The sequence below is a fragment of the Bradyrhizobium sp. ISRA442 genome (assembly GCF_038085055.1).
Taxonomy (GTDB): Bacteria; Pseudomonadota; Alphaproteobacteria; order Rhizobiales; family Xanthobacteraceae; genus Bradyrhizobium.
The window spans coordinates 44,948-68,510 of record NZ_JALGCN010000009.1 but is presented as its reverse complement, the minus strand read 5'-3'; the positions used below and the strand labels follow the sequence as shown (position 1 = coordinate 68,510).

17 protein-coding genes are annotated in these 23,563 nt (G+C 62.5%); 12 read left to right on the top strand and 5 right to left on the bottom strand.

The window, feature by feature from the left end; genetic code table 11:
* Nucleotides 1-18 precede the first annotated feature (18 nt).
* The 12 genes from MTR72_RS20070 (at nt 19) to glmS (ending at nt 15,157) form a co-directional block, all read left to right on the top strand.
* Nucleotides 19-816, top strand: coding sequence for a sugar phosphate nucleotidyltransferase (locus MTR72_RS20070; RefSeq protein WP_280964732.1), 798 nt, complete (start codon nt 19-21; stop codon nt 814-816).
* Complete coding sequence (locus MTR72_RS20065; RefSeq protein ID WP_280964731.1) at nt 809-1,732, top strand: NAD-dependent epimerase/dehydratase family protein; 924 nt, start codon at nt 809-811, stop codon at nt 1,730-1,732. Before MTR72_RS20070 ends, MTR72_RS20065 begins: the two co-directional genes overlap by 8 nt.
* Entirely contained in the window at nt 1,729-2,640 is a 912-nt protein-coding gene (locus MTR72_RS20060) for an endo alpha-1,4 polygalactosaminidase (protein ID WP_341510863.1), read from the top strand. The genes MTR72_RS20065 and MTR72_RS20060 overlap by 4 nt, the downstream gene beginning before the upstream one ends.
* A gap of 293 nt (nt 2,641-2,933) precedes the next feature.
* On the top strand, nt 2,934-3,908 hold the full coding sequence (locus MTR72_RS20055; RefSeq protein WP_280964729.1) for a hypothetical protein: 975 nt from the start codon (nt 2,934-2,936) through the stop codon (nt 3,906-3,908).
* Complete coding sequence (locus MTR72_RS20050) at nt 3,905-4,819, top strand: hypothetical protein (RefSeq protein ID WP_280964728.1); 915 nt, start codon at nt 3,905-3,907, stop codon at nt 4,817-4,819. The genes MTR72_RS20055 and MTR72_RS20050 overlap by 4 nt, the downstream gene beginning before the upstream one ends.
* Nucleotides 4,819-6,381 (top strand): GT4 family glycosyltransferase PelF, encoded by a 1,563-nt coding sequence (gene pelF / locus MTR72_RS20045; protein WP_280964727.1) that lies wholly within the window; start codon nt 4,819-4,821, stop codon nt 6,379-6,381. Before MTR72_RS20050 ends, pelF begins: the two co-directional genes overlap by 1 nt.
* Entirely contained in the window at nt 6,356-7,729 is a 1,374-nt protein-coding gene (gene pelG / locus MTR72_RS20040; protein ID WP_280964726.1) for an exopolysaccharide Pel transporter PelG, read from the top strand. Before pelF ends, pelG begins: the two co-directional genes overlap by 26 nt.
* 100 nt (nt 7,730-7,829) lie before the next feature.
* Nucleotides 7,830-8,816 carry a GDP-mannose 4,6-dehydratase gene (locus tag MTR72_RS20035; RefSeq protein WP_341510862.1) on the top strand — a complete coding sequence of 329 codons (987 nt, stop codon included), beginning with the start codon at nt 7,830-7,832 and terminating at the stop codon, nt 8,814-8,816.
* A 69-nt stretch (nt 8,817-8,885) separates the two neighbouring features.
* Entirely contained in the window at nt 8,886-10,268 is a 1,383-nt protein-coding gene (locus tag MTR72_RS20030) for a tetratricopeptide repeat protein (protein WP_280964724.1), read from the top strand.
* 210 nt (nt 10,269-10,478) lie between these two features.
* Nucleotides 10,479-11,873, top strand: coding sequence for a polysaccharide biosynthesis/export family protein (locus MTR72_RS20025; protein WP_280964723.1), 1,395 nt, complete (start codon nt 10,479-10,481; stop codon nt 11,871-11,873).
* A 525-nt stretch (nt 11,874-12,398) separates the two neighbouring features.
* Nucleotides 12,399-13,313: a Crp/Fnr family transcriptional regulator gene (locus MTR72_RS20020; protein ID WP_280964722.1), complete on the top strand. Its 915-nt coding sequence runs from the start codon at nt 12,399-12,401 to the stop codon at nt 13,311-13,313.
* A 17-nt stretch (nt 13,314-13,330) separates the two neighbouring features.
* Nucleotides 13,331-15,157 carry a glutamine--fructose-6-phosphate transaminase (isomerizing) gene (glmS, locus tag MTR72_RS20015; protein WP_341510861.1) on the top strand — a complete coding sequence of 609 codons (1,827 nt, stop codon included), beginning with the start codon at nt 13,331-13,333 and terminating at the stop codon, nt 15,155-15,157.
* Between the two features lie 90 nt (nt 15,158-15,247).
* Here glmS and MTR72_RS20010 read toward each other — a convergent pair whose 3' ends face one another.
* The 5 genes from MTR72_RS20010 to tssF all read right to left on the bottom strand — a co-directional run bounded on the left by MTR72_RS20010 (nt 15,248) and on the right by tssF (nt 23,562).
* A complete protein-coding gene (locus MTR72_RS20010; RefSeq protein ID WP_280964720.1) occupies nt 15,248-16,123 on the bottom strand; it encodes a hypothetical protein in 876 nt (291 codons plus the stop codon).
* 111 nt (nt 16,124-16,234) lie between these two features.
* Nucleotides 16,235-17,821, bottom strand: coding sequence for a methyltransferase regulatory domain-containing protein (locus tag MTR72_RS20005; RefSeq protein ID WP_280964719.1), 1,587 nt, complete (start codon nt 17,819-17,821; stop codon nt 16,235-16,237).
* A 5-nt stretch (nt 17,822-17,826) separates the two neighbouring features.
* Complete coding sequence (gene tssH / locus MTR72_RS20000) at nt 17,827-20,466, bottom strand: type VI secretion system ATPase TssH (protein ID WP_280964718.1); 2,640 nt, start codon at nt 20,464-20,466, stop codon at nt 17,827-17,829.
* Nucleotides 20,467-20,566: 100 nt separating this feature from the next.
* Nucleotides 20,567-21,631 (bottom strand): type VI secretion system baseplate subunit TssG, encoded by a 1,065-nt coding sequence (gene tssG / locus MTR72_RS19995; RefSeq protein ID WP_280964717.1) that lies wholly within the window; start codon nt 21,629-21,631, stop codon nt 20,567-20,569.
* Nucleotides 21,595-23,562, bottom strand: coding sequence for a type VI secretion system baseplate subunit TssF (tssF, locus tag MTR72_RS19990; protein WP_280964716.1), 1,968 nt, complete (start codon nt 23,560-23,562; stop codon nt 21,595-21,597). Before tssF ends, tssG begins: the two co-directional genes overlap by 37 nt.
* Nucleotide 23,563 lies beyond the last annotated feature (1 nt).

Sequence of the window (23,563 nt, the reverse complement as noted above, 5' to 3'; positions counted from 1 at the left end):
CAATTATGGAGACGGCGAATGAATGAGCTTTCCTTTCCTGGATCTCGGTCTGCGATCAGCCACGCCTATCCTATCTGCGAGCAGCCACCGGCTATCGTCCGCCAGGCGGTGATCATGGCAGGAGGGAAAGGGACACGCCTCCATCCCTATTCGGCCCTGTTTCCTAAGCCGCTGATGCCGCTCGGCGATATGCCAATCCTGGAGCTCCTTCTCCGGCGGATGAGAGCCGCTGGCGTGCGCGAGGTGATCATTGCCGTCAATCACCTTCGACATCTGATCGAGGTCTATTTCGGCGACGGTTCGGATCTCGGACTGAAGCTGTATTACAGCGATGAGGACAAGCCGCTGGGCACCGCAGGCGCGCTCGGCAACATGCTGCCTCACCTGGACGATACGTTCTTCGTGACGAATGGAGATCTCCTGACCACGATGAACCTCAGGAATATGGCGCTGCGTCATATCGCCGAAAATGCCGACGCATCGGTCGGCGTCTACGAGCGCGAGAACAAGATCGACTTCGGCTTGATCGAATTCGACGCCAGGAATCGGATGTGCGCGTACCGCGAGAAGCCCACCAGCAAGTATCACGTCAGCATGGGTGTCTACATCCTCCAGCGCGAGGCGGTGCGGCCTCACGTGTCCAACGTCGATTATCTCGACATGCCAAATCTCTTGCTGAAGATCAACGGCAGTAACGGCAACGTCGTCTGCTATCAGGACGATTGCGTCTGGCTTGATATCGGTCGACCCGACGACTTTGCACTTGCACAGAAGATGTTTGAGGAAGATCGCGAGGCGTTTTTGGGTCATGCGTAGCGCCGTCGTCACGGGCGGTCAGGGCTTCATCGGACGGCATCTTGTCGCCGCGCTTCGCCAGCGCGGCGTGGCCGTCACAACGATCGGTCGCCGGCCGGCGGCCGACGTCACGCATGTTGTCCTTGACGATGCATCCTGGGATTCAGCAGCTCTCGACTGGGCTCTCGAGGATGCGGAGCCCGACTGCATCTTTCATCTCGCAGGGCAGGCGCGCGGAACGCCCGCCGAGCTTACGCACACCAATGCCGATCTGGTCCGTGCCCTGTTTCGGGCGCTCAAGCGGACGGGTCTGCGGCCGCGATTGATCATGGCCGGAAGTGCCGCGGAGTACGGCAGCGCAATCCGGGACGGCGAACCCGTCCCGGAAACGGCAACTTGCGCACCGCTTTCACCCTATGGCGTCAGCAAGCAGGCTCAGACCCGTGCGGCGCTTGCTTACGGCGATGCGACCGGCACACCGGTGCTGGTGGCGCGTATCTTCAATGCGCTGGGGCCCGATATGCCTGCGCACTTGGCGATTGGGGATTTTGCCAACCAGATTGCGGCCATGCCGGGCCATTGCGGGACGCTGCATGTCGGCAACATCGACGTGCGGCGGGACATGATCGACGTCGAGCACATTGCCACGCTGCTGTGCCAGCTCGCGGACAGGCGGGATGTTCGCGGCGTCGTGAACATCTGCAGCGGCCAGGCGCCGCTTCTGCGCGATCTGGTCGAAATGCTGATCGATTTCTCCGGGCGAAAGGTAGACATCGAGGTGGACTGGTCGCGGGTACGAGGCAACGAGCCGCGCACCATCATCGGGAGCACCGATCTGCTCGAAAAGCTCGGCTGTCCGCCACCGCCGACCGACTTCCAAGGCGTGATCGCGCGCATATCTCGCGCAATGGAACAACGCGCATTGCGGGTGTCATGATCGAGGCACGATCCTTGATCGGCCGGTTCGCAGCCGGCCTACGTCGGCCGACACGCCGACGATTTCTGGCCGCGGGTGCAGCCTTCCTGTCTGCGGGGACCAGAGCAGCCCGCTCGATCGAGGCAAGCGCCGTTGCGCCGAAACCCATACGTTGGCTGGCATTCTACGGAGCGACAGCCGAGGAGGCGGTGCTGGCAACCTACGACATTGTGGTGCTGGACCCTGCGTTTCAGGGTTCGATCAGCCTGGTCGCCGACGCTGGCGGAAAGGTTTGCGGATATCTCAGCCTGGCGGAAATCAGGATGTCGGATCCGCTCGTCGCGCGGCTCGATCCCGCGGCGTTGCTTCCGGAGAATCCGGATTGGCCCGGGACCCACCGGGTCGATATCAGGAATCCGACGTGGCGATCGCTCATTCTGGACGTTCGGATCCCGGCGCTCGCAGCGCAAGGCTTCACCGGTCTGATGTTCGATGCTCTCGACACGCCGCCATATCTCGAAAGCCGGGACCCGGTCCGCTATCGCGGCATGCGTGCTGCCGCGATCGAGCTGGTGGCGTCCATCCGTGCCCGCTGGCCGGACATGATGCTGATCATGAACAGGGGCTATGCCTTGTTGCCGGATCTCGCCGGGCAGATCGACGCGGTGATTGCCGAGAGCCTGATGACCTCACCCGGGCCTCGTGGCGAAGGCTTTACCTGGGTCGATCGTCACCAGCTCGACCTGCAACTGGAGTTGCTCCAGCCCGCGACGCGCAGAAATCCGCCGTTGCCGATTCTGAGCCTCGATTATTGGAATCCCGATGACGCCAGCACGATTGCGGAAATCTATCGTCGGGAACGCGAGCTTGGTCATCATCCCTACGTCGCGACGCGATCGCTGGACCTGATCGTGCCTGAGAATCGCTGATTTCCGGACAGTCGCGCGAGAAAGACCGGCCACCGATGGCGCTGACGGCGATCTGATACAGGTCAGAGTTCTTGGTTGGCGTTCTCCAAAATCAGCCGTTACACCAGTGATCAGGCGCTCGCACGTGCCGTCAGATGCGTGCTTTGCGCGATGATCGCATGTGGCCTGAAAAAGGAGTTTGCATCGTCAGGCCGCTGGCGCTCTCTGGTGAGTATCCGGTCATGTCGAGCACTTCGATCAAGAGTGATCTGGCGGTTCCGGCCTCTGTGAGGAATCGCGCTGAGGATCGAAGCGTGAAGACCGGCGACGGCGGCGTGCCGCACCGGGAGCTGCCCCTGCTCGAAATTCTCTCGCTCAAGGAGTGGCGGAGGCTGCTCCTGGAGACGTTCTCGATGCTTGGCGTCATCACGGCCTTGCAGCACTGGCTCGGTACGGTCGACGTCCTCGGGCTGCCGCATCCCTACTGGCTTCCGGTCCTGCTGGCGTCCTGCCAGTACGGTGTCAACGGCGGCCTGATCGCGAGCGTTGCGGCGTCCGCGATATACCTCGCTCAATTGTCGCCGCCTTCTGCGGTCCAGGACTACTACGCATATGCCCGGATGGTCGCGGTCCAGCCCGCAACCTGGCTGGCGACGGCCCTTGTGCTCGGCGGCCTGCGCAACCTGCACATTCACCAATTCCAGGAGCTGGCCGACCAGCTCGCGGCCATGCGTCGGCGCGCCAACGACCTCAGCGGCGGCATCGAGCGCGCCGCCATCGAGATCTACGCGCTTGAACGCCGGTTGGCACTCGAAACCGGCAGTGCAGCGGCGTTCTCGCGAAGCCTCGCACTGATCGATCTAAGCAGTCGGCGGTCCGCAGCGCAGAGCTGTGGCGAGTTGTTTCGCGTCGCGACCGGCGCCTCAACCATGGCGGTCTATCTGAGGGACCGAGGCGGCTACGTGCCGGTGTGGGCCATCGCGGACGACAACATCCGCCCCACCGGGTCGATGCAGTCCCTTTCCGTTCTCGCAGTCGAGGCCATGATCATCGAGGACGAGAGTCGCGAACTCCGCCCTAGCGCGAGCGACCTGGAGCCGCGCCTCGAGCGTCATGTCGTTCGCGTGCCGCCGTCCGGTGATGCCGCGGCGCAGTTGGCGGTGATCGTCTGCGACCTGGATGAATCACGTGATGCAAGCGAGTTCTATCGCCGCGCCGACGAGATCGGACGCGCCTTTGCGACAATTCTGTACGCGTGCCCGGATGCAGCGCCGGAGAAGCAGTCATGACGTCCGCGGCGGCCCTCCAACTCACGGTCGGCCGAAGGGGAATTGGCCAGTTCGTGCGGCGCCTCCGCTGCCTTATCCGATCGACGTGCTGGCTTCTCGTTTTCGGTATTGCGCTGCTCGCGTGTCAGATCGCGCTGCTGGGCGCGCTCCTCGACGGCCAGATCGAGCTGGGGACTTACATCGCGGCAGACGTCTTGGGCAGCGCGGCGCTGGCGGCGGTTCTGGTGTGGCGCGCGCGTCGCGCCGGGAGTGGCAATCGCTACTTTGCGGCGCTTCAGATCGTTGCCTGGTCGGCCGTGGCGGGGCCGTTCGGAACGCTCGTTGCCATGGCTGTTGCCTTCTCGTCGCCGCTCCAATTGGGGATGGCGCGCGACCAAGGCATTGTGCGGATGACAGCGGAGCATACCGAGGTCGAGTACTGCGAACGCGTCCACATCGCCTTGCTCGACCACCGCATGCGCATTGAAGGTGCCTCTCTTATCCATCCCCTGATGGACGCGATTGCCGATGGATCGCAGCCGGCGAAGCTCGAGGCATTAGGCGTCGTTTGGCGGAAGTTCGAGACGCGGCTGGTCGGCGTCCTGAGGCGCGGCCTGCGCGACTCGGACGCGTCGGTGCGCGTGCTGGCGGCGACCGTCATATCCAAGCTCCACGCCGTGTTTGTCGGCAAGGTCGGCGCCTGCCAGACCGCAGCCGCCGCGCACCCCCTGACGGCCCTGAATTGGCGCAATCTCGCGGAAGCCCGTCTTGCCTACGCCGCGAGCGGACTGCTGGAAGGCGAGCAGGCGCGTGCACAGATCGAATCTGCCGTCGGTGACCTGTCGCGCGCAACGGAGCTGGATCCCGCCGATCAGGCGTCTGCCGATCGCCTGGACGCCGCGCGGCGCCAACTATCAAGCCGGAGAACGTGATGTCGTCGTCGTCATCCGCGCATCAGACCGTTTCGACACCCGCGCCAGCGACAGGCACGGCTGACGTTTGCCTGATCGTCGAAGGAGGCTACCCCTATGTGCTCGGCGGCGTGGCGTCATGGTCCGACGCGTTGATGCGCGCCTCGCCGACCCTGACGTTCCACGTCATTGCGATCAGCATTTCCAGCCAGCCACGGCGCCGCAGCTTCGTGCTCCCGGACAACGTCCTTGGCGTCACCGACATCCTCCTTGACGTCTGTCCTCGCGGCCGCATTCCGACCTCGCGCGACGCGGACAGCTTGAAGCGCATCTTCAAGGGCTTGCGGAGCGCGCTGACCACCGGAAACGGAGACGAGTTCGCAGAATTGATCGAACTCGTGCGGATCACAGGCTTCGGGCGGGCAGCCCTGCTGGATTCCAAGGAAGGCTGGCGCGCGATGGAGGAGGCCTATGAGAGCCTTCTGCCCAATGGTCCGCTTCTCGATTTCTTTTGGTCATGGCGCTTCCTCGTGTGCAGCGTGCTCGCCGTGATCACGACCCCGTTGCCACCAGCTCGCGTGTTTCACGCGGTGGCAACGGGGTTCGCCGGGATCGTGGGCAGCTATGCCCGGGTGGCCGCGAAAGCGCCGTTACTGGTCACCGAACACGGAATCTACACGAACGAGCGCCGGATCGAGCTCGCGGTGTCCGACTGGCTGTTTGACTCGGGCGCCGGCGGTTACGTGACGGCCGAGCCGATCGAGCTGCGCTCCACTTGGCTGGAGGCATTCAAGTCCTTCTCGAAGATCAGCTACGACGTCGGCGACGTCATCACGACGCAGTACCGTGCCAACCAGAATTTCCAGCGCAATGACGGCGCGCCTGACGAGAAGTTGCGGATCGTCCCCAATGGCATCGACGTCGCAAAGTTCGCGGCTGTCCCGAAAAGCACGAAGCCACGGCCGCCGACGGTGATCATGATTGGCCGCATCGTGCCGATCAAGGATGTCAGAAGCTTCATCATGGCCGTCGCGCTGCTCAAGGAGCTGGTGCCAGACGTCGTGGCCATTCTGATCGGACCGGAGGACGAAGATCCCGAATATGCGGCAAGCTGCCATCGGCTCGTCGACCAGCTTGGGGTCGGCTCGTCGATGCAGTTTCCTGGCAGGGTACCGGACGTCCTGGCTTACCTCGCCGCGGCCGACGTGCTGGCGCTATCGAGCATTAGCGAAGCCCAGCCCATCGCCGTGCTGGAAGCGGCCGCGATCGGGATTCCGATCGTGTCGACCGATGTGGGATCGTGTCGCGAGATCCTCGAGGGCTTCGACGGCGATCCGGTCAAGGGGCGGGGAGGGTTCGTCGTCGAGCCCTGCAATCCCAAGGCGATGGCTGAGGCACTGGCCACTGTCCTGCGCGACCGCAACATGCAGGCAGACATGGCGGACGTCATGCGCCGCCGTGTCGCCAATTATTACCATAAGGACCGCGTCCGGGCTCTGTATGAAGGACTTTACGCCGATCTCGCGGCGCGATCCGTTTCCGATGGCCAGAGCGATCATGACCGGCATCAACGTCACCATTGAGGCGATGACACGGCGCGGGACGCTGTCGGGCGTGTTTGGCGCCTACACATATGCCGCGCTGCTCGTCGCCGGACCCTGGATATTCACCGTCCTCGGCCTGTTCAGTCTGGGCACCGAATGCACGGGGAACTGCATCGACCTGACGATCTTCCGCTCCGTCGTCATCTACAATTCGATGTATGCGCTGATCGTTACGAGCCCGCTTGCGTTCCTGTGTGGCCGGTTTGTGGCGCAGCAGGTACAGGGCGGATGCTGCGACAACGTGTTTTTCGCGCTCGTCGTTTCGGTCGGTGCTTTCAGCCTGCTCACACTCGTGAGTGTTGCACCATTCTACATTTTTGCAACCACGCTGGACGATACCGAGAAGGTGGTAAGCATCCAGAACGCGATCATGATCGGCTGCTCGTGGTTGCTGATACCGTTCCTCGGTGGGGTACGGGCATACAACGCCGTGCTGGTTGCGTTTGGCGCAGGCGCGATCTCGATGGTGCTTTTTGGCAATGCGCTGCACGAGCCGCGAGCCGCAGCGCTTCTGCTGGCATTCAACGGCAGCTTCGCGATCATCAACCTGATCATGCTTGGCAACGTGGTGTATCGCTTCGGTAGCAGTATAGTCGTCGATGGCAAGTTGAAGGCTAGTTTGATTAGGCACTGGGAACTGCCAGTGGCTGGCCTCACATATGCATGCGGCCTGTGGATCGACAAGATCATCATGTGGCATGCCGCGCCGTCTGGCGGGTTGGTGGTAGCCGGCGCGCTGCAGACCATGCCGAGCTACGATACCGCGATGTTTTGGGCGCAGTTGTCCTCGATTCCGGTCATTGCGGTGTTCTTCGTCCATGTGGAGACACGGTTCTCGGTCATGACCCACAACTATCATACGCGAATGCAACAGCGCGCGACGCTGCGTGAGCTGAATGAGATCGTCAGCAATGTCGGGACTTACGTACTGTCGAGCATGTTCGCGCTGTTCTCGGCACTCGCCATCGTTGCCGGAATGATGATCATGTTCTCCCTGGTATTCATGCCGGAGCTTGGCCTGCGTCCGGCCTACATGGGCACGCTGCGCATTTCGTTGTGCTCGATGGCGTTCTACACCAGCGCGATGTTCTGCTTCACGTTCCTGCTCCATCTCGATCTGCGCCGGCCGGCATTGCTCATCGTGCTCACGTTCCTCGTGCTCAACGCCGCTCTGACTCTGGCGTTCCTGCCCCTCGGTTCGGATTTCTACGGCTACGGAAACATGGCTGCGGCTGCCGTCAGCCTTCTGGTGGGCTTCAGCCTCGTCCTGAAAGAACTGTCCTGGCTGCACTTCCACGCCTTTGTCACCAACAACCCGTCATTGTGAGGAGTCGACAGGGATGTAACTTTCGCCATCCGGCAGCTCGATTGCCGGCTCTTCCGAAAACTTTTCATCACGTATGCGATTTCTGGAGCGGAGGTAAACGATGTGGAAAGGTAAGAAAGTTCTGGTAACTGGTGCGGGCGGCTTTATCGGCAGTCATTTGACCGAAGCGCTCGCTCAGGCGGGGGCGATCACGACTGCCATGGTTCGATACAATTCCTCGTCGTCGATCGGCAATCTCGCGTTTCTCGATGCGAAGACCCGCGACGCGATACGGATCGTCAGCGGGAATGTGGAGGACAGCGACTTCGTCAACCGGGTTGTCGAGGGGCAGGATACTGTATTCCACCTAGCCGCGCTGATCGCCATCCCCTATTCCTATGAGGCGCCGCGCAGTTACGTGCGCACCAACGTCGAAGGCACGTTGAACGTGCTGGAGGCCGCCCGGCGCTACGGCACCGAGCGGGTGGTGCATACCAGTACCTCCGAAGTCTACGGCACCGCACTCAGGACGCCGATCGACGAGAACCACCCGTTGCAGGGACAATCACCGTACTCGGCGACGAAGATCGCCGCCGACAAGCTGGCGGAGAGCTACTACCGGTCGTTCGGGACGCCGGTCACGACGGTGCGGCCCTTCAACACGTTCGGGCCTCGCCAGAGCGCCCGCGCATTCATTCCGACCATCATTTCGCAGGCACTCGAGCGCGACGAGATCCGGCTCGGCTCGCTCACTCCCGAAAGGGACATGACGCTCGTCAGCGACACGGTCGCCGGCTTCATGGCGGCAGGCACAACCCAGGGACTTGAAGGTATGACGATCAATCTCGGCACCGGCAGGACCTACTCGGTCGGCTGGTTCGCCGAACGGATCCTCAAGCTGATGGGCGTCCAGAAACGGCTCGTCCAGGACGACGCGCGGTTGCGTCCGGCACTGAGCGAGGTCATGAAGCTGGTTTCGGATAACACGCGGGCGCGGGAAGTCATGGGCTGGACGCCCACGGTATCGCTCGATGAAGGCCTGCAGCGGACGATTGCATTTTTCCGCACGCATTCGCTGAGCAGCCAAGTGGGGAGCTATGTCAGGTAAGTTCCTGACCGTGCTGCGATGCACGACCGTCTGCCCCGGGTGGCGACACGCGACGTATGAGGTGTCGACATGAAGACCTCGCGACAATTCATTCTCATGGTGGTTGTCGCACTCGTTGTCGCCGCCGTCGTGTTGTTGCCCCGGCGCGAAGAACATACCGCCGTGCTCGCCAGCGAGGGGCGACATGAGGAAGCGATTGCGCTGCTCGAGCGCCAGTCGGCGGACGCTCCCGGGGATCCGGAACCGCTGGCGGCGCTTGGCCGCTCCCGCGCGGCGCTCGGCGACCTGCCGCGTGCAGCCGAAGCGCTTGATGCGTATCTGTCGGTGCGTCCGAACGATGTGGCGGCGCTGCAGAGCGAGGCACAGCTCCTGCTGCTGAGTGGGGCAAGGGATCGCTATCTCGACGTTCAGGCGCGCCTGGTCGCGGCGCAGCCCTCTCCGGCAAGTGTCGCCCGGCTTGTCGCGCTTCTTCGTCTGGACGGACGGCACGAAGACGAGCTGTCAACGTTGCAGACCTATGCGCGCAAGGGGATGCTGGAGGAATCTCAGCTCGAGCGGCTGGGAACGATGCTCGCCGAACGCGGGGATTGGCGCGAGGGGCGCGAGTGGCTGGAATTGGCGGATCAACGGGCGCCGGCCGAAGCCAGCGCCGGGCGTCTCTTGCTGCTCGAGCTGCTGATCGAGGCCAAGGAGAACGCCCGTGCCATCGAACGCGTACGGGCCTGGACGAAAGCCTGGCGTAGCCCCTTCCTGTGCGGGAAGCTGATCCTCAGACTTGCGCGATCTGGCCTCAATACAGGCGCGTCCGAACTGGCATCGGACTGTGCAGAGCTGATGCCGGACGACACGCCGGGAATGATCAATTACCTCGCCAGCAAGGGACGCAGGGACCTTGCGCAGCGGATGCTGCTGCGCTGGGGCGATCGCATGTCGAAGCCCAGCGGGCAGCAATTACGCGCGTTCGTTCAGGCGTCGGCTGCGGTCGGCAATGTCGGTGCACCGCTGACGAAGATCGCGCAGCTTGCGCGTAGCGGCACCGATCCGATTGCGCAGAGTGTGCTGGCCGAGGAAGTGGCAAATGCGTTCGGCAAGCCTGCCTTGGCTGCGATCCGGCCCTTCCTGTCCACCGAGGCGCTGCTCACGCGACCGCTGTTTGCTGCAGAGCTGTCATTGTTCGAAGGCAACAGTGAGTTGGCACGCTGGTTCCTGATCCGGGTTGACCCGGCGCAGCTTCCGGCCGAACGGGCGGCCGACTGGCTTGCGATGCTGCACCGCGTCGAGACCGATGCCGAGGTGGTGACGCACTTGACGACGCTGTGGAGCGAGGGACGTCTGCCTCCCGAATTGCTTCCCCAGTTCGCCGATGAAGCGGTCAAACAGGGGCGCGTGAGGGTCCACGACAGGATTTGGAATTCCATCAAGTATCAAGCGGATGGGCGTAATCCAAGGTAGCGCGTTATGTACCGCTTGGGCACGTTTGCGTGCGCCTCCATCGTTGCTGATGCAGGTCAGAGTTTTGCACTCGCTTTGCCGCTCGCAACCCGTCAGTCTGACGCGTGGCCACAGCCCGTGTCTCCGTGCTGAGTTGCTCGCGTGTGACGGGTAGATGCGATGTCGGAGACCCAGGAGGTTGCTGGGCCACTGCAGGAATGGAGCAGTCCGATGCTCGCGATCGTCAGAAGTTGCGCTACAGTTCTGGTCGCCGTCGCCATGGCGGGTGGCGTGGTCCTCGGTCAAACGAGTCCACCGAGTCCGGCTCAGCGAAGCACCCCCGATGCCGCCAGGACCGCGTCGCCAGGTGAGCCATCGCTTGAGATTGGCGACAAGCTCAAGATCTCGTTCTACGAAACGATCGATGTCGGAGCTGCGAAGCAGGGCAGCCGCGACAAGAGCGAACCGCAGGGCGTATTGCGAACCTTCTATCAGCGTACGGATCTCGGCGGCGACTACACCGTCGAGCCGGACGGCGCGATTTCGATCCCGATGCTTGGACGCTTCGCGGTCCAGGGACGCGGGCTTGAAGAGCTGCGGGCCGATATCGCGGTCTCGTTCATGTCGATGATGGGCCGCAGCGCAAATATCGAGGTCAAGATCGCGGAGCGCGCGCCGGTCTACGTGCTCGGTGCGGTCAAGAATCCCGGCTCCTACAAGCACGTGCCCGGCATGATCGTGCTCCATGCAGTCGCGCTCGCCGGCGGACTCGACCGTGGCGAGAGCAATCTGACCAGCGTGATCGAGGGCGTGCGGGAGATGGAGCGGTTGCGCAGCGCGACCGTTCAGGTCAAGCAGTTGCTGGTCCGTCGTGCACGGCTCGAAGCGGAGCGCGATGGCGCATCGTCGCTGTCGGTTCCAGTTCAACTGGCCTCGCTGGGCGGCGAGGAGGCGGTCGCCAAGACGTTCATCGCCACCGAAAACACCATTCTTCGCGCCGAACAAGCCAGGCGCATGCAGCAGGTTCGGGAGGTCGCTTCCAAAGCGGACTCCGTCCGCAACGAGGTGGAAGCGCTGCGACGCAAGCTCGAGCAGGCCGATGCCCAGCGGGACATGCGGCTCGAGCGTCTCAGCGACTTGCAAAAGCTCAAGGATAAGGGCTGGGTGACGAGCAATAACGTCGTCACGTTACGTACGGAATTGTCCGACATCGAAGCGCGCCGGCAAGACTATCTCGTGGAGATCGCACAGGCCGAGACGCGGCTTGCGGACGCGGAGGAAGCCGGTCCGCGACTGTCTTCGGAGGACGCGGCGAACCTTGCGAAGGCGATTGCGGCCATCGACAGGGAGATCACGGCGGCTCAAGAAACCATGACGTCGGCCAAGGCGCTTGCGACCGTCCTTCAGAGAACGAGCAGCGTAGCGCAGGCGGAAGGCTACGAGATCGTGCGTCAGTCCAGGGAAGGCCCCCAGACGTTCCAGGCGACCGAGACGTCATCGTTGATGCCTGGCGACGTGCTCAAGGTGATCGCGAAGACGACGTCTGCGGTCTCGCCGAGCCTGCTCGGTCCCGCACCGCAGTCCGAGCCTCCTCAGAACCGCACGTACACGCTGAACGAACGGTAAGAGCATTTCCAGGCGTGAGCTTGTCCTGCACTTGATGCGCGCAATGGGTTAGGCTGCGATGAATGAGGTGCGTCAAGGCATGGTGGCTGGGCATCGTCGCTCAATACCTCGGCACTGACGCCGAAGCGTCGGTCGGCACGTCGAGCGCTCTTCCCGAGGAGGAGCGCTCGGTTTTTGTTGGCTGCCCGTGTATGCAATCGGACAATTTGCTCTACGTTCTACGAGAGCGATCTCGCAGCCTTGGTCGCGATTGTGCCTGGACGTCGCGGTCGCCATGTCGGCATGTGTCGGAGAGCGGCATCAGCGTGACAAGCGCATGACCGCTATCGTCGCGATTTGGGGCTACCCCCAAAGGATATTCTCGATGTGAGATGCGGCGCATGAGGTACCCACTCATGACCATACAATCGACGGCTGAGCGTGCTACACTCGGCACTCTACTATAGTGTTTATCCATTCATTTATTTTTCGAGCACTCGTCGCTGACGCGACGTCAGCGCCAAGGCTCCCCAAGAGGGTTCCGCAATGATCCCCCGGCGCAAGCCATTTATTGAAGCAATTTCCCCGACGCATCTCTCTCCAACGCAGCAGTGTTCGTCCACCGCCAACCGGTCGCTCAACGAATCCGAGCTTGCAGGATTTATCGAAGACATCTGTGCGGATGGTGACTGCCTGCACCTCCGCTCTCAGCAGCGCGTTCCGCTTCCCCCGCCGGGGAAGGTGGTGGTGCTGCGGGAGGGCATGCTGGCAATCGACGCAATGCCGGCAAAGGGAAAGCTGCAGGTGCTGGACTTTCTCGTCGCCGGCGACGTGCTGTCGGCCGCGACGGTTCTTCCCGCGCCCGGCGTGTCGCTACGAGCGATCACGAGCGCATCGCTGGTGTCCCTGGATCCGCCTCCCGTCAATCGGGTCGTGCCGTCGCATGATTACTGGACGTTCCTGGTCACGCAGTGCCACAATCAAATGGCACGTGCCAACATTCATCAATTGCTGATAGGTCGTCTTGAGACGGAGCAGCGCGTTGCCTCGTTCCTTTTGGCTCTCGCGCTGAGATTTATTCGCAAGGATTCGCGCGGTGTGTCGGTCGAGCTTCCGATGTCGCGTACCGACATTGCCAACTACCTCGTGATCAACTGCGACACGTTGAGCCGCACGATGATGAGGTTCTGTGACAGCGGCCTGATCGAGCGAGAGAGCAGGCACGCGATCCGCGTCGTCGATATTGATGCGCTGAAGAAGAAATCTCCTCTCGCATCTCTGTTGTCGGCGATGTTCGAGAAGCGCGCGGGCCGGGAGGAGTTCGGCCTTGAGCGCCATGCGGAAGCAAGCACGCCGGCGCCTGCAGACGAAGATCACAGCGTCGCTCCCCTGGCGCTGACAGTCGCCGGATTGGCGCGATCGCCCGCGAGATACCCGTACTCTTCGCGCGGCGGATTGTAGATCGTCGGAGATAGATCATGTGTGGAATCGTCGGTTTCGTCGGGCAGGGCCCGGCTACTGCGCCTATTCTGGACGCGTTGAAGCGGCTTGAGTACCGCGGATATGATTCTGCTGGTATTGCGACCCTCGAAGGCGGTTTGCTGACGCGTCGTCGCGCGGTTGGCAAGCTTGTCAATCTCGAGAGCCGGCTTGCATCGGAGCCCCTCATCGGGCGGATCGGCATCGGTCACACCCGCTGGGCCACACACGGCCGTCCCAATGAGAACAACGCGCATCCGCATGCCGCCGACGGCGTCGCGGTCGTTCACAACGGGATCATCGAGAACCATCGTGAGTTGCGCCACGAACTCAAGGAGGCCGGAGCGCATTTTGCCACCGAGACTGATTCCGAGGTGGTTGTGCATCTCGTTAGTCGCGAACTGAAAAACGGATGCGATCCGGTCGGAGCAGTACGCAAGGCATTGCCGCGGCTGAACGGCGCGTTCGCCCTAGCATTCCTGTTTGAGGGGCACGACAATCTCCTGGTCGGCGCGCGAAAGGGCTCGCCGCTTGCCGTTGGCTACGGGCACGGCGAAATGTTCCTCGGCTCCGACGCGATCGCGCTCGCGCCTCTGACCGACATGATCAGTTACCTGGAGGACGGCGATCTTGCGGTGATTACACGAGAAGGAATCGAATTTCTCAACGTGAAAGGCAAGCACCTGCAGCGCACGCCGGCCAGGATAGTCGGTTCGGCAGTGGTCGTTCACAAGGGCGAGCATCGCCACTTCATGGCCAAGGAGATTCACGAGCAGCCGAAGGTGCTCGGACAGACGCTCGCGCAATACATCGATGCTTCGGACGGCACGATCCGGCTGCTGGAGCACTCCGATCTCGATTTCCGCGAGATCAACCGCGTGTCGATCACGGCCTGCGGCACGGCCTTCTATGCTGGGCTGATCGCGAGGTACTGGTTTGAGCGCTACGCCAAGCTGCCGGTTGAAATCGATATCGCGTCCGAATTCCGCTATCGGGACGTACCGTTCGGTGCGGGCAATCTGGCGATCTTCGTATCGCAATCCGGCGAGACGGCCGATACGCTTGCCTCCCTGGAATTCGCCAAGACGCATGGTCAGCGCGTACTTTCAGTCGTCAACGTGCAAACCTCGACCATGGCCCGTGCCAGCCAGATCGTATTGCCGACGCTGGCCGGCCCGGAAATCGGGGTCGCATCCACCAAGGCGTTCACCTGCCAGCTCGCGACGCTGGCCTGCATCGCAATCGCGGCCGGCCGCGATCGAGGCGTGCTCGCGGCCGAAGACGAGAAGTTGCTGGTCGGGGCGCTCGCTGATATTCCGCGCTATGTGACGCGCGCACTCGAGTTGGAACCGAAAATCGGCCAACTCGCGCGCAAGATCTCCGCTTCCCGTGACGCCCTGTTCATAGGCCGCGGGACCAATTATCCCCTTGCCATGGAAGGCGCGCTTAAGCTCAAGGAAATAACCTACATCCATGCAGAGGGCTATGCGGCCGGCGAGCTCAAGCACGGGCCGATCGCGCTGATCGACAAGGACCTGCCAGTGATCGTGATCGCGCCGGGCGACATGACGTTCGAGAAGACCATGTCGAACATGCAGGAAGTGATTGCCCGAGGCGGCCGCATCATCCTGCTGACCGATCAGAGAGGCGCCTCGCTGGCGCCACCAGACGCCTGGTCGGTGCTCGAGTTACCGGACGTGCCGCAGATCGTGGCGCCACTGGTCTTTGCCGTACCGCTGCAGCTCTTGGCCTATCACACCGCGGTCGTTAGGGGAACCGACGTCGACCAGCCGCGCAATCTCGCGAAGTCCGTGACGGTTGAATAGATTGCGCGAAGGAGAGGGAGGCGGCACGCATCATTCGTAGTCCTTCGGCGTGCCGCCAACGGTTTGAAAGGTCGAAACTGCCGATGCTCTTTAGCGCGCGCCCCTCGGTTTCGAGCCGAGCAGGTCGTGCGTCCCGCTGATGCTCACCGTTCCCGAGCACTCGAACCCGCCGAAAATCCCGCAGGAGCCGGTGACCGTGACGCGCAAGTCCTTGCGCTGGTACATGTCGACCGAAATTCCCACGCGCGAAAAGTCATTCGCGCTGTTCGGCAGGATCAGGTCGATGTGTTCGGCCGCCCAACGCGGCAGATGCGGGTTGCTCTTCCAGAACAGTTCATTGCCGGCGTGGTGCGCGAAGTTCGGTCCGACCGTGAGCTCACCGTCGACGCCCTCGAACACGAAGCCCGTTTCGTCGATGTGAACGTTCACCCGATCGGGTGCTACCGCGAAATGCAGCGAGGTGATGTCTTGCGGTTGCGGGTCCTTGCCGAATTGCGAACTGTAGGCGTCGCTCCATTGCCCGCGGTCGCGTCCAAGGCCGAAGCCGTGCCGGCCTGGGAGGTCTCGCGTTGAGAGTGGTCTCTCGGAGAGCGTTGGGCGCCAGATTTCCCGAAACCCCTTGCCGATCGTCGCAGCCATCGACAAATCGAGGGCCCAATGCGACTGTTTCTCCGGGCTTTGCCCTTCGGCGAAGGCGTCGAACCCGTCCGTCGTCTTGGCAATGCGCAACTTCTTGATCAGGTCTTCCCAGTCCCTCGGCAGGAAGGTGACGCCGTCGAGCGTGTTCGTCGCGGCAGCGACACCGTACTTCTCGAGTTGGTGTCGGATGTAGGGCTTCTCGTCGTAAAGGCGCACATCCGGGTTTGGCCCCGCGAAATACTGCGTCAGATCGATCTGCGGCCGAAACATGGTTAGCCGCGCCGCGATCTTCCGGTAAGTATCGGTCGTCGTCGGGTTGGTGGTCATCGCGGGCCGCCTCCGAGTCAAACGTCGTCTCCGATTGGTGTAGCCCTGACGTGTCCGGGTTCAATGCCGGCCCTCATTCGCACTGGATGGCTCCTCGGCCAGCAGAGCGCATCAGGCAATCAACAACCCGAGCTTGCCAACCATCGCAAGCGAACGTTCGACGCTCTGTCGGGTCGACAACAGCAACGGCTCGGCAGGCTGCCCGGCACTATCGGTCTGGACGATCCGGGTGGTTGGGCCAAATCTTTCAGTCATTTCGGCAATGATCTGATCGATGGTCCGGGCTCCATCGAGCAGTTGCAGGAAATGTCGGGTCCGATCGTCCTCTAGCTGCACTGTCTGGTGGAGGAGGTTGGTGACCAGCGGACCAGTTTGCGCCTGTCTTCGCGCGAGCAGGCTCGCTTGCGGACGGTCGGTAGCTTCTTTCAGCAGAAAGGGCCGTGATCCCAGGAAGGAGACTTCGCCGCTGCAAGCCAGGATGAACATCGCCTCCGTCAGCACCCGTTGATCATCGTCCGCGCGCCGGCCGCCCAGCAGCATGCGGGCGCCCTCGAGCAGTTCGTCAAATGACAATGCACGGGGCCAGGCCCGGCCGAGGCACAGATGCGCGGCTTTCAGGAGCGGATTGGTCACCGTGATCCTGCTGCCGTCCTGGTTCTCGAACTCCATCGCAGAATCGTCGGTCACGCAGGCGTCGGGATCAACCGGGCTTGTGGTGCTCAGCAAATGGAACCGGGTGACGAAATCAAGGTCGATCTGACGGGACAGCGAAATGCTGTCGTGGCAGAGCAAGGTACGCCGAAAGCCGTTACCGTCGATAAAATCCTGATACTGATCGCGCGCCATGAACTCACTCTCCGGGAAGCGCTGCAGCGTCGCGCGGACCTCCTCGGAATAGCCGGCGAGATAGCGTCGCGAGAAATCAGCGTCGCTCAGATATTGCAGGCCATGGCGGCCTGCATCGTCGACGACTTCATGCAGCAGGAAGGCCTCGGCGCCCTCGTCGAGATCGTCGTGAAACAACAGCTCGTCGGGGGCCTTGAGAACGCGATTGCACTGGTCGCGCATGACCGCACCGTGCACCGAATTTGCCTTCGAGCCCTCGCTCAGGAACTTCAGGATGGCGCGGGCCTGTCCTACCTTCTCCTTCATGCCGGTGAGGTGGCGGGTGTGATACCGCATCATGTCGCGGACCATGTCGCGAAGATGCGAGAATGGGTGCGCGTTGTAGCTGACGTAGCAGACCCCCCGCGGCGCCAGGTTGTGCTTGAAGATCGTCATCATCTTCTCGCGCACCGCCGGCGGCACCCATGAATACACGCCGTGGGCGATGATGTAGTCGAACTGCCCGAAACTTGCGTCGACATTCATGATGTCGCAATGCAGGAGCTTGATGTTACTCACGCCCAATGTGGCGATATTTCGCTGGCCGCGCTCGATCGTCACGCCGCTCAGGTCGACGCCGATGAATTCGCTGTCCGGATATTGAAAGGCCATCGGCAATAGATTGCCGCCAACGCCGCAGCCGAGCTCCAGAACCCGGCAGCGCTCGACCGGAGCCGGTTGCATGCCGTAAACGGCGGCAATGGTTGCGAGGTGGTTGGGGTGAGTGAGCCCGTAAACGTGGCCGGGGTAGAAGACCTCGTCGTATGGTGTGGGGCCGGTGATCGGCTGGCGATGCTCGGTTTGAATGTTCATCGTCCTCAGGTCCACGAATATGCGAATTTGTGGTCCTCGATCGAGACCCGGGCCTGCTTGATTTCCTCCTTGGCAAGCGATTTGCTGAGAAATTCGCGGGACAGCTCCGGCAGCAGGGTGTTGGTGATGATGTTGTCGATCATGCGCCCGCCGGAATCCGGATCGTTGCAACGCGACACAATGTGCTCCACGACCGCATCGTCGTAGCTGAAGGCCGCGTTGTGATTGTCACGCAGACGCCGCCCGATCCGGTCGAGCTGCAGCCGGACGATCCCGGCGAGCATCTCGTCCGATAGCGGGAAGTACGGAATCGAGACGATGCGTCCGAGCAGCGCCGCTGGAAACACCTTCAGCAATTCCGGTCTCAGCATCCTGGCGAGCTCCTCCGGCTCGTTGCGATACTTTGGATCGCGCGACAGGCCCATGATCAGATCAGTCCCGACGTTGGTGGTCAGAATGATCAAGGTGTTCTTGAAGTCGATCCGCCGCCCGTTACCGTCTTCCATGGTTCCCTTGTCGAACACCTGGAAGAAAATCTCGTGGACGTCGGGATGGGCCTTCTCGACCTCGTCGAGCAGGATCACGCTGTAGGGCTTGCGCCGGACCGCCTCGGTGAGACGACCGCCTTCGCCATAGCCGACATAGCCGGGAGGTGCACCCTTCAGGGTTGAGACGGTGTGTGCCTCCTGGAATTCCGACATGTTGATCGTGATCATGTTCTGCTCGCCGCCGTAGAGGGTCTCGGCAAGCGCCAGGGCGGTTTCAGTTTTGCCCACCCCGGACGGTCCGGCCAGCATGAACACGCCGATCGGCTTCGACGGGTTGTCCAGCTTGGCGCGGCTGGTCTCAATTCGCTTGGCGATCATCGTCAGCCCATGGGACTGGCCGACGACGCGGCGGTTGAGGATCTCCGGCAGCTTCAGCACGGTTTCGATCTCGTCGCGCATCATCCGCCCGACCGGGATGCCGGTCCAGTCAGATACGACGGACGCTACCGACTGCTGGTCCACATGGGCATAGACCATCCGCTTTTCCGGATTGATGCTTTCCAGCGTCTCGAACTTGCCGCGCAGCTCGGCGCGCTTGGCAGCCGGATCCTCGCCTTCCTCGGGTTCGGTCAGGATCTCGCGAATGCTGCGGATGTCCTTGACGAGCTTCTGCTCTGCGGCCCAATCGGTCTCGAGGCTCGTCAACCTTTCCTTCAGTGCTGCGATGTCGCCGTCGATCGCGACAATGCGCTCGCTGTCCTCGACCCCCAGATCGCCATCGCTCACTAGCGCTGATCTTTCCGCCTCTCGAGCGGCAATCGCGACGCGGGTATCCTCGATCAGGGCTGGCGTCGCGCTCTGGCTGATGGCCACGCGCGCCGAGGCAGTGTCGAGCAGGCTGACCGCCTTGTCCGGCAACTGTCGCGATGGAATGTAGCGGTGCGAAAGGTTGACTGCTGCAACGATTGCAGCATCCGAGATGCGGACTCCGTGGTGCTTCTCCATCGGACCGAGAAGTCCGCGCAGCATGGTGCAGCAGGTGTCGACATCGGGTTCATCGATTTGGATCGGCTGGAAGCGCCGCGTAAGCGCGGGGTCCTTCTCGATATACTGGCGATACTCTGCCCATGTGGTGGCGGCGATCGTGCGCAGCGTGCCACGGGCGAGGGGAGGTTTCAGGAGATTGGCGGCGTCCCCGGTGCCGGCCGCGCCGCCGGCGCCTATCAGCGTGTGGGCTTCGTCTATGAACAGGATAGTGGGAGTGGGTGAGCTCTGGACCTCATCGATCACCGAGCGCAAGCGCTGCTCGAATTCGCCCTTCATGGAGGCGCCGGCCTGCATCAGGCCGATGTCAAGCGCGCAGAGCCTTACGTTGCGCAGAGGTGGCGGAACGTCGCCCGCGGCGATGCGCTGGGCGAAGCCCTCGACCACGGCCGTCTTGCCGACGCCGGCCTCGCCGGTGAGGATTGGATTGTTCTGCCGCCGGCGCATCAGCACGTCGATCAGTTGGCGGATTTCCTCATCGCGACCGAGGATCGGATCCATCTGGCCTGATTTGGCCTTGGCGGTGAGATCCTGGGAGAACCGGTCGAGCGGTGTCGTCCCCTTGGGACCCGCCTTGTCCGCACCTTCCGTGCCGGCGCCGACCAATCCCGAGCCGTCCATCGGCCGCATGGTCTCCTCGTCGGAGCCGGCCCAGACGGCGCGACGCTCCGCGGCCAGTGCGTCGACGTTGACCTTGGCGAACTCCTGCGAGATGTTGTTCAGCGTGCGACGGATATCGTTCGATTTCAGGCCTGCCACCAACAGATGGCCGGTGCGGATCTGGGTTTCGCCGAAGAAGAGCGTCGCATAGTGCCAGCCCCGATCGAGGAGATCGATGACCGAATTGGCGACGCCCGGCATGTCGGTTTCGTTCTTGCGAAAGCCATTGATGACGCCGGCGAGGTCCGACAACAAGCGTGCCCGGTCGAGCTTATAGTGATCGACCGAGAGGCTGAGGTCGTTGCGTTCCTGCTGCAGGATATGAAACAGCCAGTGCGCAAGCTCGACGTTGCGGTTACCGGCGCTCTTGGCGTGGCGCAGGGCCTGTATGAAGGCATCATAGCCGGCCCGGTTCAGTTTGCCTGTTACGGCTTCAAGGCTGATGTCGGTCACAGCGGCCCCTCCTGCTCACTTGCTCCGTGGATGCCCGGCATCAAGCGGAGATTTTGCCGCGAATCCCATAGTGTTAGGACGATCGGCGCGGCGGATAGGTTCAAATCGCCGCGGCATCGGCAGCGCTGCTCCGACGGGCCCTCAAGCGCTCGCCGAGCTGAAAGCGCGCATCGCGGCGATATTCTTCGGTAGAGGTCCAGTTGGGCGACACCCATGTGGTCCATCCGAGTCGTCCGCTCTGTCCGAGCCTGACCGGGACGACCTCTCCCGCTGGGATGGCGAGTTCCACCTCCCATTCCAATTCGTCGCCGATATAGAAGAACACGGCGTCCGCCAGTGGCTCCGACAAGTTGCGCGTTTCCGTCGGTAGGAATTGCTCGTACTGGGCAAAATTCTTGACGAAGAGTCGAACCCTGATCTTGTCCTCGACGCTGAACACGCGTGAGCCCAGAAGAGCGTCCCGGCCGAGCCTGGCATGGCTCCCGCCGAGCCGGCTGCAGTGACTCGGGTCGAACGAGAGCCACGTGCCGACAAATTCGTCGATCTCAACCGTGACGTCGAACAGCCCCTGCAGCAACCGCGTCAGCCGTGACGCACACTTTGCCCTGGGCGCGACCAGTCCGGCGAAGCTGAGCTTCGCCATGTCCGGTACGGTATCTCGATTGGCGAAAACGTCGGATCCCAACCCGGCGAAGGAGCCGACATAGGCGATGAAGCGATCCTCCGCCGGCCGGTCATGCTGCGCGATCGGCCGCGCGTCGGCCCAGGCGCGAAAGAAAAGCTGCAGGAAGCGCCCATTGAGGAGGTCGAGAAAGCGCGGGAAGGCGTCGTCCCGCATCAGCCACCAGCCGAGGCTTTCATCGGTGGTGGCGAGCGGCAGCGCGCCCTGAGGGCCCAGCAGGCCCAGAAATTTGACCAGTATCCTCAGCCGGCCATCCTGGCCGTCGACCGCCGCGAGGTTGGACGCGGGAAATTCCAGATAAGGAACCTGGCCGAGGTCGACATACTCCTCGCGGCGTGCGGCGCTGTCACCGATCCGCGGTCGATCCGGATTGGCCCGCTCGAGCTGGCGCAGCGTGTGAAAGAAATCGAACCGCCAGGGCTCGGCCTTCATCTGCTCGATCAGCGTCACAGCGGTCTCCGCGTGCCCATGCGAGGCGGCCACCGCATGATCTCGCCACGCTCCGGTGTTGAGATGACCGTCTGGGTGAAGGTGTTGAAGCCCGAGTATTCGGCGAAGAAGCGCTCCAGCACGGCGCTGAGCAAGAACACACCGCTGCCCTCGAATGCTTTCTCGTCGAGCGTAACGGTGATCTCCAGGCCGCGCGCAGCGCCGCTACCGGTGCGCTCGCGCACCCGCCGTACGACGGGACGGCTTTCTATGCTGCGTACGCCGCGGATCTTGCGTTCCGTGGCGTCGTCGAACTGATCGGCGAACAAGGACAGCATCTCGCGCAGCGCGCCGGCGTTCTTGCCGCCACCGCGCTCGACCAGACCAAGATAGTTCAGGCTCAACATGTTGATCAGCCGCCAACTGACGATTCCGCTGTTGGCGATCTCGTTGCGGCTGCGTAGCTGGGCCACCACCGGCTCGCGTGGACGGGTGGGACCAGCGACGCAGATCAAATCAAGAGAGGTGTCGTCCAGCAGGCGGAAGTCGGCGCCGCCCTGGCCGACCGGCAAGTGCTCGGTGAGATGCCGGTTGGAGCACAGCGCCCGGACGCTGAGTTCGGCGACGGAGCCTTCGCCACTCAGTTCACCGGGCTCGAGCAGTGACAGGAACATGTCCGTCCCGGTGTAGTCGGAGGATGTGCCGTACGTCGTCTCCTCTACAGTGCGGCGGCGGGGCAACCGGCGGACGGTGAAATAGAGCCCTTCGACCGATCCGCTGGTCCGTTCGACGGCGGCCGAATACAGCGAGCGCACCGGCCGCTTGTCTTTTTCCGCCGGAAAATGCGCATAGACTTCGAGCACCTGGTGCGGCTCGTATTCGAGATAGCGGCTGCGATCGGGCACCACATGATACTCGTGGGTATTCGACTTGACAGGGATACGGTCACTCGTCTTCTCGAACAGGTTGATCGCAGGCGCAGTATAGAGCTTGAAGGTATCGGGACGCACCGAGGCGGCAAGCCGCGAATTGTGTTCATCGAAGGCGAAGACGATATCGATCGACTTGCTGCGCAGCCGTGGCATCAGGCCGCGAAGTCCGGTCAGGTTGATGCCAAGGAACTTGCGTGGAAACACGAAATATTCCCGTAGCAGCTCCGAGCCCCGAAAGATCCGATTGTCGTTGGGAAATAGTGACTCGTTCTCGTCGAAGCCGACTTGCTGCACGCAGTCCTGGGGCGCGCGAGTGACCACCGGATCGCCGAAGTCGTCGAGATGGCGGAAGTAGACGCCCCTGCAATTCGAGATCAATTGCTCGTAAAGCGCGATGGCGTCGGATTCCGCGCCGGACAGGTAGATCGGGAGTTCGCTCACGCGGCAACCCGCAAACCAGGTTTCCGGCTTGGTCCGGGCCTCTGCGTCAGGCAGTTCTTCGTCGATCCGGGCTGCGGTACGATGGGTCAGTGATAGCCTGAGCCCGGCGATGACGTCGCCGCCGACCGGAATCCCGAGCGCCTGCAGCGCGCCCGCCGTGGAGAAGTATTCCGCGCCGGTGACGTCAAACGGCCAAAGTACGATTTCGCGGCAAAGTCGAAATCGGCAGGAAAGGCTTCGTTCTCTCTCGCGGTAGGTGGCATCGAAATAGGCGCCGCGCGCGATCTTCCTTCCGTCGCGCAGCGCCGGGTCGGCATAGGGCGGGCGTGCCGTGACGAGCATGGCGGAAGGGGTGGGGGCAAGGTAGTTCGGAACCAGTTGCTCGAGCAGGTTTGCGGTGAATTCCGGGAATTCGTGCTTGAGCTTGAGCTGAACGCGGGCAGCGAGAAACGCGGCACCCTCCAGCAGCCCCGTGATCATCGGATCCGAGCGATCCCGGATCAGGCCGCCAAGGCGCTCTGCGATGCCAGGATATTCTTCGGCGAAATCTCCTGCCTGCTCGTACAGCAGTGACAGTTCACGATTGTAGAAGTCCAGGAATTCGCGGTTCATG

Excerpts from the sequence above, each read along its gene's own strand:
- MTR72_RS20070 (WP_280964732.1), top strand. The coding sequence starts at position 19 with ATGAATGAGCTTTCCTTTCCTGGATCTCGGTCTGCGATCAGCCACGCC.
- MTR72_RS20065 (WP_280964731.1), top strand. The coding sequence starts at position 809 with ATGCGTAGCGCCGTCGTCACGGGCGGTCAGGGCTTCATCGGACGGCAT.
- MTR72_RS20060 (WP_341510863.1), top strand. The coding sequence starts at position 1,729 with ATGATCGAGGCACGATCCTTGATCGGCCGGTTCGCAGCCGGCCTACGT.
- MTR72_RS20050 (WP_280964728.1), top strand. The coding sequence starts at position 3,905 with ATGACGTCCGCGGCGGCCCTCCAACTCACGGTCGGCCGAAGGGGAATT.
- pelF (WP_280964727.1), top strand. The coding sequence starts at position 4,819 with ATGTCGTCGTCGTCATCCGCGCATCAGACCGTTTCGACACCCGCGCCA.
- pelG (WP_280964726.1), top strand. The coding sequence starts at position 6,356 with ATGACCGGCATCAACGTCACCATTGAGGCGATGACACGGCGCGGGACG.
- MTR72_RS20035 (WP_341510862.1), top strand. The coding sequence starts at position 7,830 with ATGTGGAAAGGTAAGAAAGTTCTGGTAACTGGTGCGGGCGGCTTTATC.
- MTR72_RS20030 (WP_280964724.1), top strand. The coding sequence starts at position 8,886 with ATGAAGACCTCGCGACAATTCATTCTCATGGTGGTTGTCGCACTCGTT.
- MTR72_RS20025 (WP_280964723.1), top strand. The coding sequence starts at position 10,479 with ATGCTCGCGATCGTCAGAAGTTGCGCTACAGTTCTGGTCGCCGTCGCC.
- MTR72_RS20020 (WP_280964722.1), top strand. The coding sequence starts at position 12,399 with ATGATCCCCCGGCGCAAGCCATTTATTGAAGCAATTTCCCCGACGCAT.
- glmS (WP_341510861.1), top strand. The coding sequence starts at position 13,331 with ATGTGTGGAATCGTCGGTTTCGTCGGGCAGGGCCCGGCTACTGCGCCT.
- MTR72_RS20010 (WP_280964720.1), bottom strand. The coding sequence starts at position 16,123 with ATGACCACCAACCCGACGACGACCGATACTTACCGGAAGATCGCGGCG.
- MTR72_RS20005 (WP_280964719.1), bottom strand. The coding sequence starts at position 17,821 with ATGAACATTCAAACCGAGCATCGCCAGCCGATCACCGGCCCCACACCA.
- tssF (WP_280964716.1), bottom strand. The coding sequence starts at position 23,562 with ATGAACCGCGAATTCCTGGACTTCTACAATCGTGAACTGTCACTGCTG.